Origin of the sequence: Petrotoga sp. 9T1HF07.CasAA.8.2 (genome assembly GCF_002895585.1) — a bacterium.
GTDB classification, from domain to species: domain Bacteria; phylum Thermotogota; class Thermotogae; order Petrotogales; family Petrotogaceae; genus Petrotoga; species Petrotoga mobilis.
In genome coordinates, this window is the sequence record NZ_AZRI01000023.1 from 1 (window position 1) to 9,827 (window position 9,827).

Annotated in this window: 9 protein-coding genes; all 9 read right to left on the reverse strand. The window is 38.4% G+C overall.

Features of this window, described 5'->3' with window-relative positions; translation table 11 throughout:
• Positions 1 to 127: 127 nt before the first annotated feature.
• Complete coding sequence (locus X925_RS04620) at positions 128 to 553, reverse strand: DUF86 domain-containing protein (protein ID WP_121959275.1); 426 nt, start codon at positions 551 to 553, stop codon at positions 128 to 130.
• 3 nt (positions 554 to 556) lie between these two features.
• Positions 557 to 1,009, reverse strand: coding sequence for a nucleotidyltransferase domain-containing protein (locus X925_RS04625; RefSeq protein ID WP_121959267.1), 453 nt, complete (start codon positions 1,007 to 1,009; stop codon positions 557 to 559).
• A 497-nt stretch (positions 1,010 to 1,506) separates the two neighbouring features.
• Positions 1,507 to 2,079 (reverse strand): lysine exporter LysO family protein, encoded by a 573-nt coding sequence (locus X925_RS04635; protein WP_121959269.1) that lies wholly within the window; start codon positions 2,077 to 2,079, stop codon positions 1,507 to 1,509.
• Positions 2,076 to 2,348 (reverse strand): LysO family transporter, encoded by a 273-nt coding sequence (locus tag X925_RS04640; protein ID WP_103065892.1) that lies wholly within the window; start codon positions 2,346 to 2,348, stop codon positions 2,076 to 2,078. Before X925_RS04640 ends, X925_RS04635 begins: the two co-directional genes overlap by 4 nt.
• 34 nt (positions 2,349 to 2,382) lie before the next feature.
• A complete protein-coding gene (locus tag X925_RS04645; protein ID WP_121959270.1) occupies positions 2,383 to 3,393 on the reverse strand; it encodes a mannose-1-phosphate guanylyltransferase in 1,011 nt (336 codons plus the stop codon).
• Positions 3,394 to 3,893: 500 nt separating this feature from the next.
• Positions 3,894 to 6,080 (reverse strand): 1,4-alpha-glucan branching protein GlgB, encoded by a 2,187-nt coding sequence (gene glgB / locus X925_RS04650; protein ID WP_121959271.1) that lies wholly within the window; start codon positions 6,078 to 6,080, stop codon positions 3,894 to 3,896.
• A 112-nt stretch (positions 6,081 to 6,192) separates the two neighbouring features.
• A complete protein-coding gene (dprA, locus tag X925_RS04655; RefSeq protein WP_158245415.1) occupies positions 6,193 to 7,185 on the reverse strand; it encodes a DNA-processing protein DprA in 993 nt (330 codons plus the stop codon).
• 398 nt (positions 7,186 to 7,583) lie between these two features.
• The gene (locus X925_RS04665; RefSeq protein ID WP_121959274.1) at positions 7,584 to 8,282 is read right to left on the reverse strand and encodes a tRNA1(Val) (adenine(37)-N6)-methyltransferase; all 699 of its coding nucleotides are present in this window, start codon (positions 8,280 to 8,282) and stop codon (positions 7,584 to 7,586) included.
• 14 nt (positions 8,283 to 8,296) lie between these two features.
• The coding region (locus tag X925_RS10290) for a hypothetical protein (RefSeq protein ID WP_158245416.1) at positions 8,297 to 9,827 on the reverse strand (1,531 nt) is incomplete at its 5' end.

Here is a 9,827-nt window from a genome sequence, read left to right on the forward strand (position 1 = left end):
CCCGCTCCCCACCCGTGTGGAAAGGTTCTTTGTTAGCGCCCTTCCCCCGCTCCCCGCCCATAAGGAAGAGGGACCTGCGGTCCCTTAAACCCTGTTTTTCACCCATAAGGAAAAGGGCTCCATCTGATCAGTTATTTTCGATGAATTTTTCTATACTTTTAATGAATTGTCTAATGTCATCCAAATTTTCTGTTATTATGTCGTACAGCTCTTCTTGAGAGATCATGTGATACATATGGACCAATCTATTCCGATAACCAGCCATTTGAATCAATTTCTGGCTCAAATTCTTGTTTATAATATCTTTTTCTCCAAGCCCCAAAGCAATAGCCTTATATTCCGTGGACATATCTATGCTCCCTGTCTTAGCTAATATATGCCTTCCAATGTCAAAGATTGCTTCTAAAGACCTTCGGAGAAAGCTTTCAGCGGCTGCAGGGTTTCTTCTATCTCGTAGAAATTCTTCTTTTGATAAATGAGACAGTATTTCTAACTGAATTAGATAGTCATTGATAAGTAGCAATCTATCTCTAATAAGTTCTTTATTTATCATCATTTATTTCTCCTCGTACTTTTCTAATACTTCCTTGGTGTATAAATCGAGTACATATTTAAAATCCGCAGCACGCCTTAATACCATCATTTCGTATTCATCTTTGAAACTTTCTGATTCGCTATATACGCATATGCCTTTTAAAGCTTCAGTTTGGAATACAGAATGAGTTTCTTGTAAAAAAACAAGATCTAATTTGTAAGGTTTGAATAATTCTTCTAATTCATTGTATATACTCGCATAAAGCTTGTATCTTTGCTTTATAGTATCCAAATCAAACAAAAAAACTATTCCCACATCTATGTCTGTGAGAGGATCATCTATTTTTATATTGTTATCATCATTGTCTTTTAGTAACTGATAAGCCTTTTCTTTCTGCGAGCCAAACAAATAAACTAACCCTATTTTATATTTTTTACACAAATCTTTTAGGAATTCTAATTTGTCCTGAACCATGTTGTTCACCTGCTTAATTCTTATGTATTTAAATCTTATACTGTCTTGGGAAACTTTAAAAAGATAGATGCAGCGCCCCTTCGCCCCGCTCCCCACCCATGTGGAAGAGGGACCTGCGGTCCCTTAAACCCTGTTTTTCACCCATAAGGAAAAGGATCATTATTTGCACCCCTTCCCCCGCAGCCCGTCCATATGAGGATTAAATTGATTTTTACTATTTTAATTATATCATATCTTTTTGAAGGTGAGTTATTTTATCATATACTTCCGTATAATAAGTTTTATAGCGCCCCTTCGCCCCGCTCCGCACCCATAAGGAAAGAGGGACTTGCGGTCCCTTAAACCCACGGGGGTGAAGGGCTTCGCCCTGTGACCCTTTTAAAAAAGTGCGTTTTTGTGAGCTGCGCTTAGTCATTATTTGCGCCCCTTCGCCCCGCAGCCCGCCCATCTAAGGAAGAGCGTTGCCCACCCCTTTAAGGAAGGAAATCTTTACTTTTTTAAAAAATGAGTGTTATAAGGATAGGGACGGAAAGAGAAAGGATTACTCCTTGTCCAAAGGCTATTAGAGTAGTTTCTTTATCAGTGCTTTTTGATATTACTCCAAGCATGGTGTCCATTGAAGTGGCTCCTCCAATTGATGCTGCTCCTAAAGGTGACCATTTAGCAACTAAAGGAATTAGAACTATTGCTAAAATTTCTCTAATTACATTTGCAGTGAAAGAAATTGCTCCTAGAACAGGAGAGTAGAGATTGCTGATCATAACCCCTGAAAGGGAATACCAACCGAATCCTGCAGATGCGCCTAGTGATTCTTTTAAATTAAGGTTCGTGAAAAATATTGCCAAAGAGCCAAAGATAAGACTTCCTAATATGGTTAAAATTGATTGAAAGAGTATATTTTTCATGTTGACTTTTAATTTTGAGAGTATCTTTTCTTCACTGCCAATATCAACCCCAACGCTAAAAACCAAAAACATTAATAAAATAGTAGTTAAATTGTTCGGGATATTAAAGTTAAAATAGATACCGGATATTATTCCAGCAACGACTGCAGATAATAGCAATATCATTTAGTTTTCTCCTTTTTAAAGAACTTTTCGTAAATAGAAGTAAAAAGAACGCTTCCAATAATAGAAAAAACAGCTATGTATAAAGCTGTGATTCCAATTTCTTTAATTTGAGAAATCAAGACGTCATCGTTGCCAATTTCATAACCCATGAAAAAGAGTAACAAAACCGTTGACCATAGAACAGGTTTGATTTTTTTCAACCATTTTAGCCTTCCTTTTAATCCAAAAAAAAGGCCAATTGAAAAAGCTATAAGTATTCCCACCATCATAATGGATCCACCTCACACCCTGCCTTTATAATTTTTAAAATTTCCCCATTTTTTTCAGCTTTTCAGATATTTTTCTTACGTCTTGTGAGTTTTCTTCTTTTGTGATTAAGATACCGTTTTCTCCTTCAACTACTATAATATTTGATAATCCAATTATTCCTACAAATTTATCGGATTTAACGAACACATTTTTCCCATTTATGACTTCAACGTTTTCGTCGTTGTCTGAGTATCCTTGCAGTTCTCTTACTGATACCCAGTTTCCTACATCAGACCATGTAAAATCTGCTTTGACTACATAGACGTTATCCGAGCGTTCCAATAGAGCGTAATCGATGCTTATTTTTTCGATAGTGGGCATGATTTTTCTTAAGCTCTCTGTGTCCCATGGAGAGATGTTTATGAGTTTGTTATAGATGTCAGAAGAATGTTTTTTCATTTGTTCTAAGAATGTGCTTTTTTTCCATACAAAGATCCCGCTGTTCCAATAGAAGTTTCCTTTTGATAGAAAGGTTTTAGCTTTTTCAGGGTCTGGTTTTTCTTTGAATGAATTGACTTTGTATGTTGAGTTGCTTATTGGAACTCCTGCTTCTATATAGCCATAACCAGTTTCTGGCCTGGTTGGTGTTATTCCGAAAGTGAATAGTCCGTTGAATTCTTGGGCGCCTTGTATTGCTTTTGATAGAGTGTCCCAAAATTTTGATTTGTCAGGTATGTAATGGTCGGCAGGGAGTATTGTTACTATTTCGTCATCTTGGGCTGTTAGAGTTCCTATCATGCAGGCTGGCGCGGTGTTTCTTGGAATTGGTTCTAAGATGATGTTGTCTTTGGGTATTTCTGGAATTTCTTTCATCGTTAGTTGTTGATATTTTTCTGATGTAATGATAAAGATGTCTTCGGGTTCCATTTTGTAGCTCATTCTTTCATAGGCTTCTCTTATGAGGGTTTTGTCTGAGAAAAGTTTTAGGAATTGTTTTGGTGTTTTTGAGCTTGATAGAGGCCAAAATCTTTCTCCTGAGCCTCCTGCAAGGATTATTGCCTTCATAACTAACCTCCCTTTGTAATAGCTCCCCTTCGCCCCGCAGCCCACCCATGTGGAAGAGGGACCTGCGGTCCCTTAGACTCTGCTGGGATAAGGGCTTCGCCCTGTAACCTTTTTAAAAGTAGAGTGTTTTTTTATAAGCTGCGCTTAGTCTTTATTTGCGCCCCTTCGCCCCGCAGCCCGCCCATGAGGAAAAGCTTCTTTTTTAGCGCCCTTCCCCCGCTCCCCACCCTTTTTTGGAAGGGACCTGCGGTCCCTTAGACCCGGGGGGTGGAGGGCTTCGCCCTGTAACCCTTTTAAAAGTGGAGCGTTTTTTGTGAGCTGCGCTTAGTGGTTATTTGCGCCCCTTCGCCCCGCAGCCCACCCATTTAAGGAAAAAGGAAAGGATTGCACCGTTCTACCCGTGAGTAAAAGGTTCTTTTTTAGCGCCCTATCCCAGCTCCCCACCCGTTTTAGCAAGGAGGAAAGGAATATGAACCATTCCGTTCATAAGGAAGGGGGCTTTATTTTATTAGGAATTTGAGATATAGTCCACCTAGAGGTGGTAGTGTGAGTATTATGGATTGTTCTCTTCCATGCATGGGTATGTCTTGGGAGTATACTTCTTTTGGATTGTCTACTCCACTTCCGTAGTATTGTGTCCAGTCTGTGTTGAGTATTTCTTGATATACTCCTTTTTTTGGTACGCCTATTCTATAGTTATCCCTTGGTACTGGTGTGAAATTGAAGGCGCAGACGATGATTTCGTCTTCGTTTTCTGATTTTCTTATAAAAGATATTACACTGTTGTCCGCATCGTTGAAATCTATCCATTCGAAGCCTTCATACCTGTGATCAATTTCAAATAATGCGGGATGATTTTTGTACAGTATATTTAAATCTTTTAAAAATAGTTGTGTTTTTTTATGAGGTTCGTATTGTAATAGGTGCCAGTCTAAACTGTTGGAGCAGTCCCATTCTTTTCTTTGGGCTATTTCACTTCCCATAAAGAGTAAATTTTTCCCAGGATGGGCATACATGTAGGAGTAAAAGAGCCTTAAGTTGGCGAATTTTTGCCAATCATCACCTGGCATTTTTTCCAAAAGAGACCTTTTGCCATGTACGACTTCGTCATGAGAAATGGATAAGATAAAGTTTTCGGAAAAAGCGTATACTAGGGAAAATGTGAGGTCGTTTTGATGGTATCTTCTAAATATTGGGTCTTTGCTAAAGTATCTTAGTGTGTCATTCATCCAGCCCATATTCCATTTGAATTCAAAGCCTAAACCGCCCTCATGAACCGGCGTAGTTACTCCTGGAAACGCCGTAGATTCTTCTGCAACGGTTACAATCCCAGGGAAGTATTGATAGGCGACGGTGTTGAGTTGCTTGATGAAATCAATGGCTTCGAGATTTTCTCGCCCGCCGTATTTGTTGGGAATCCATTCTCCATCTTGTCTGCTGTAGTCTAAGTATAGCATTGAAGCTACAGCGTCTACCCTTAAGCCGTCGATGTGGTATTTATCCAACCAAAATAGTGCGTTTGCCAATAGAAAGTTTTTAACTTCGGTTCTTCCGTAATTGAATATGTAAGTTCCCCAGTCTTTGTGTTCTCCCAATCTGCTGTCGAGGTGTTCGTAAAGGGCTGTGCCATCGAATCTTCCCAAAGCATGTGCGTCTTTTGGGAAGTGTCCAGGCACCCAATCAACGATGACGCCTATACCTTCTTGATGCATTTTATCTACAAAGTACATGAAATCTTCCGGTTTTCCAAACCTGCTTGTTGGAGCATAGTAACCTGTTACCTGGTATCCCCAAGAGATGTCTAAGGGGTGTTCGCTTACCGGTAATAGTTCTATGTGAGTAAAATGGTTTTCTTTAAGGTATGCTGAAAGCTTTTCCGCTAGTTCCCTATAACTTAGAAATTGATTTTCTTCTTTTCTTGCCCAGGAGCCTAAATGGACTTCATAGATTGACATTGGTCCTTTTATCCAATTTTTATTTTTTCTTTCTTCCATCCATTTGGAATCATTCCATGTGTGCTTGTTATGTATGTCGTATACAATGGCGGCTGTTTTGGGCCTTACTTCAAAGTAAGTTCCGTAAGGGTCTGTTTTTAGCAAGATGTCTCCATTTTGAGTTTTGATTTCAAATTTGTATAAGTCTCCTTCAACAACACCGGGAACGAAGATTTCCCATATTCCTGATTGACCTAAGACCCTCATTTGATGAATTCTTCCGTCCCAGTTGTTGAAGTTACCAACGACGCTGACTCTTTTAGCGTTTGGTGCCCACGTTGAGAATAAAACCCCTTCGATTCCGTTTATTTTCATGGGGTGTGCGCCTAGTTTTTCGTATATTTTGTAATGGTTCCCTTCATTGAAGAGATATCTGTCGTATTCAGATATGACTGGTAAAAAAGAGTAGGGGTCTTTGTAAGTCCAGGTGTTGGCGTTGTAGTCTGTGCATTTTATTTCGTATTCAAATATTTGGGATCCTGGGATCTTTTTTTCAAAGAGTCCAGTTTTGTGGATTTTATCGAGTTTTATAGTGGTGTTTTTAGAAATCAAATATGCTTCTTTTGCAAAGGGTTGTAGAACCCTTATGACTAAGTTTTCTTTGTCGAGCTCTCTTAAACCTAGATAAATAAATGGGTCGTGACATTCGGCATTGACAAGCATATTTATTTCTTGTTCCGTTAGTATTGGCATGTGTTGCCACCTCCTTTTGTGTTAGCGCCCCTTCGCCCCGCAGCCCACCCATAAGGAAGGGGGTCTTTGATAGCTCCTTTCTCCAGCAGCCCACCCATAGGGAAGGTTTTTATTAATTTATCGTAAAGTAGGTGCCGTTTTCTTGTGAGAGTTTCCCGTCTATTTCTAGTTGCATTATAGTGGATAATATTGCAGAGACGTCTTCTTTTAAGGTTTCACATATTGAGTCTAAGTTATTCTTCCCTTCGTTTATTAGTTTTAGTATTTTTTCTTTTAACTCCATTTCTTCAGGATTTTCAGAGGGACTTTCCCCTTCTAAGTTGGTTATTCCAAATAATTCTTTTAGGTGTTGTATAGATATTATGGGAGTGGCTCCAGAGTAGATTAGATAATTAGTACCGTATGAATTTAACCTTGTTATATCCCCTGGTACGGCTAATACTTCTCTTCCATAATCGAGTGCGTATCTTGCGGTTATCAATGATCCACTTTTTTTAGCAGCTTCAACGACTATGGTTTTTTCTGATAGAGCTGCAATTATGCGGTTCCTGTACGGGAATGTGTACTTTGTTGCCCTGGTACCTGGAAAATATTCTGATATTATTAGCCCTTCTTCTTTTATTTTGTTGTAGAGTGATTCGTTAGATTTTGGATATATTATGTCTATCCCGTTCCCGAGAACGGCGATCGTTTTTTTAGCGTTTCTTTGGGCTATCGAGTCGATTCCATATGCCATTCCGCTTACTACTGTGTAGCTGCTCAGGGCTTTGGCGATTTCAATGCATATAGATTTTCCGTAGTCTGTGACTTTTCTTGTACCAACAATGGAGACGGTTTTGCTTTTTAAAAGCGATGGATCACCGAAATAGTAAAGAATTACTGGAGGGTCGTTGATGTTTTTTAATAGATCTGGATATTCTTCATCCCAGTAAGTGATTATGCCTAAATCTTTTATCTTATCCAAGCTTTGGACTATTTTTCTTTTGTTTTCTTCGAATTCTTCTTTGAATAGTGTGGGTGATGTGTCTGTTTCTGTGTATTCTAAGAGCTCTTTGTTGGATTTTTTATATACTTCTTTGAGGGTTATGATGTCTAGTATGTTCAATGATTGTGAAAGCCTCCTTCCGCCCTGGTTCCTTCTAGAATCAATTTCTTATTTTTGTGGAATGATTTTTATTGTTTTTTTGTAAGCTACGCTTAGTCTTTATTTGCGCCCCTTCGCCCCGCAGCCCACCCTTTTTAGGAAGGGACCTGCGGTCCCTTTAACCCAAACATTAAAAGATAAACCCCTTAAGGTCCCCGAACGCACCCATAAGGAAAAGAGTTCTTTATTTAGCGCCCTTCCCCCGCTCCCCGCCCATTTAAGGAAGGGACCTACGGTCCCTTTAACCCAAACATTGAAGGGAAAACCCCTTAAGGTCTCCGAACGCACCCATAAGGGAAAGGTCTTTGTTAGCGCCCTTCCCCCGCTCCCCACCCATTTAAGGAAGGGAGGGCTTTCCTTTAACTGCGCTCCGCGCCCCATTCTGAGAAGAAGATCGGAGGGTGAATGAGCAGATTTCTACCTCCGTTTTTTCTGAATGTCAACGAGATTAGTTGGGCGTCTTTTTCTTTGTTCCCGTAGGCGATATATATGTGTTGAGGTTCTAAATTATTTTTTTCTAAGATTATTAATACGTCTGAAAGAACGTAAGGATGAATTATAAAACAGCCTAGTCCTTTGTTTTTTAAAAGATATTTTGAGGCTTGGATGAAATCTTCTAATACTTTTAGGTCTTCCGCTGATCTGGCGATTTTTCTATCGCTGATTTGACTTTTTAATCCATCAAAGTAGTGTGGAGGATTTGAAATTATATATTCTATAGTTTCTGTTTCAAAATAGTTTTTGACGTTTTTTACTTCGGTATTGAGGAATTCTACGTTGTTTATTTCGTTTATTTCTTTGTTTTGTAGGGAGTATTCATATAGATCTTTTTGTATTTCTATCCCTATTATTTTGCTGTTTGGTAGCATTTTCCCAATTACGAGACTGACGTGCCCTATGCCACTTCCGAGTTCAACGATGGTGGAGTTGTCTTTTGCTGGATGAGTGGCTAATAATAGTACGCTTGCATGTGTTGGGAGATGATGTTTGTTGGGTGTTTTTAGTTTTAGTGATCTGTAAATTTGATCTATTTGATGGATTTTGTTGGTTGTGTCCATGTGTTAGCGCCCTGTTATTTTCTTTGTAGAAATATTGAATATTCTTCCACATTTAGTCTTTCTATTTTTGAATCAATGCTGTTCATGAATGAGAATGTTTCAATGTTCATTAATTTTATAGTAGAAGTTTCCATTATCGTTCTGCTGTTTATAGATGAGTTGAAAAGGTCTATTGTCGAGCTTTTGAATAATGATTCTGCCACGTTATTTAACGATATTTCTTTTAAATAGGTATTATCGATGTAAACACCCGATGAGTTTGTTATTTTAACGTAGTCGGATATGGATGAGTCGTAAATGCAAATTCTTCTTATACTTTGTGTATCGATTGAGCTGTAATTATCAAGGGTTGAGTTTTTAAAAAATAATAATTTTCCTTTGCCGGTAAATTTTATGTTTTCAAAGTCTGTGTCGTAGGCGATTATGGTTCCACCGTTGAGCGCTATTTCTCCTTCTCCAAATATATGAGTTTTATCAAATCCTGGCATTAAAAACATTAACCCTTCAACAACCACAGTAGCACCGTTATATAATCTGACTTCGTTTCCAGATTCTACCAAGAATGTTCTCCCTTCTGGTATTAGTATATCAGAAGCTATAACAAAGGGCGTGTTAATTTGTGGTAAGAAGAGGTTTTTTTCTACTTTGTTTATCGTACCTGAGGCATATGGAACAAGAGCCTCTGAGAGAGTGATTACCGGATCTGAAGGTAACCCGTATGTTCCATTGTTGGTAACTTTTCTTACAAAAATAATATCATAATTTGGGTTTTCAATGAACGTGTTTTTTAATTCAAAAGCTTTTTGCCATCCCAATATTTCATCATATCTTTCAACAACGTAATTTTGATAGTTGGGATCATATCGCCAGGATATGTAATCCATGTCTTCAGAGATTAGTCTTGCCGTAATTTCAGGTGGGGTAGGGATTTGATCGTCAACATTAAAATTCACAAATTTTTCGGTTTTATTTTTGTTTGAGTCAAAAACAATCATGGTTGCATTGGTTGTTGGGTGTAGTAACAAGTCTGATGGGTATTTAACCTCGTTTCCGTCGTCTATGAGAACCAAAAAATTATCATCCCAGTCGTCAGAAATCTCCATATCAAGTTCTGAAAAAAGGTCAACCTTTATAATATCTGAATTTATAACTGGGGGTTTGTCAATATCCGTATCTATTTCGATCTTGTGATCGTAAGTGTTTTCGACATCATCTTTGAACCGTAGAACGTAATTTGTAATTCCGGAATCTTTGGTAATTTTTATTGAGAAACTGTCTTGTGACGAAGTTGAAGAGGCTAATTCTGTTTCGTTGTAGTATAAGGAGACTGTAGAAAAGTCTTCTTCATCTACTTTGTATTCTAAATTTAAATTACCTGCCGATAGTTCTTGGTTGAGATATGATGGTTTTGGTGGAGTGGAATCAAAAGTTATGTTTGTGGCATATTCGGTGATAATTCTGTTTTTGTCATCTAAAAATTTGATGTTGATTTTGTGAGGGCCGTCGCTGATGTCGTATAGCGCCCCTTCGCCCCGCTCCCCACCC

Bases quoted from the DNA above. Each gene is read 5' to 3' on its own strand.
- X925_RS04620 (WP_121959275.1), bottom strand. From the start codon at position 553: ATGATAAATAAAGAACTTATTAGAGATAGATTGCTACTTATCAATGAC.
- X925_RS04645 (WP_121959270.1), bottom strand. From the start codon at position 3,393: ATGAAGGCAATAATCCTTGCAGGAGGCTCAGGAGAAAGATTTTGGCCT.
- X925_RS04635 (WP_121959269.1), bottom strand. From the start codon at position 2,079: ATGATATTGCTATTATCTGCAGTCGTTGCTGGAATAATATCCGGTATC.
- X925_RS04665 (WP_121959274.1), bottom strand. From the start codon at position 8,282: ATGGACACAACCAACAAAATCCATCAAATAGATCAAATTTACAGATCA.
- X925_RS04625 (WP_121959267.1), bottom strand. From the start codon at position 1,009: ATGGTTCAGGACAAATTAGAATTCCTAAAAGATTTGTGTAAAAAATAT.
- X925_RS04640 (WP_103065892.1), bottom strand. From the start codon at position 2,348: ATGATGGTGGGAATACTTATAGCTTTTTCAATTGGCCTTTTTTTTGGA.
- glgB (WP_121959271.1), bottom strand. From the start codon at position 6,080: ATGCCAATACTAACGGAACAAGAAATAAATATGCTTGTCAATGCCGAA.